Below are 738 nucleotides of genomic sequence, written 5' to 3' on the forward strand. Positions count from 1 at the left end.
CTCCTCTTCCATCCTTCCTCCTTTTTCTTTCCCTCTCTTTTTTTCTCTTTCTCCTCCTCTCCTTCCGTCCTTATACACATCTCCGAGCCCTCTCCTCTCCCTCCTTCTCCCTCACCTGTCCTCCCCCCTCCCCCTTCTCTTCTTTTGAGATTCTCTTCGTCGTGCCTCTCCCCCCCGCCCTCTGCCCGCCCCCCCGTTTTCCCCCCCCTACTCCGCCGCCTCCTTCGTCTCTCATGCCCTGTCCCTTTTCCTTGGTTCGTTTCCCACCCCCCTCCACCTCCTCTCCTCCCTCTCTCTCTCCCTCCTTCCCCTCCTCCCCTCTTCCTTCTCCCTCCCTCTCTTCCCCCTCCCCTTTCCTCCCTCTCCTCCTCTCTTTCCCCCCTCCTCCTCTCTCTTCTCCTCCTTCCCTCCCTTTCCTCTTTCTCCCCCCCTCTTCTCTCCCCTTTCCTTCCCCCTCCTCCATCCGTACCTCTTCTTCTCCTTTCTCTTCTTCTTCCCCCCCCTCTCTCTCTACCCCTCCTTTCCCTCCTTTTCCCTCGTCCTTCTTCCCTCCCCCCTCCCCTCCTTCTTCTCCCCGTTTCCCCCCACTCCCCTCCTCCTCTCCTTTCCGCCTTCCCTCCCCTCTTTTCTCCCCCCCTTCCCTCTCTCCCTCCCTCCCTCCCCTTTCCCCCCCCCGCCTTTCCTCTCTTTCCTCTTCTTCCTCTTCTTCCTCTCCCTCTTCCCCCCCTCTCTCTCCCC

Annotated in this window: 1 protein-coding gene; it reads right to left on the minus strand. The window is 60.4% G+C overall.

The window, feature by feature from the left end; genetic code table 11:
• Positions 1-70 precede the first annotated feature (70 nt).
• Positions 71-738: hypothetical protein (locus VE25_RS23825; RefSeq protein ID WP_201776127.1), on the minus strand; the 668-nt coding region annotated here is incomplete at its 5' end.

The sequence above is a fragment of the Devosia geojensis genome (genome assembly GCF_000969415.1).
GTDB lineage: Bacteria > Pseudomonadota > Alphaproteobacteria > Rhizobiales > Devosiaceae > Devosia > Devosia geojensis.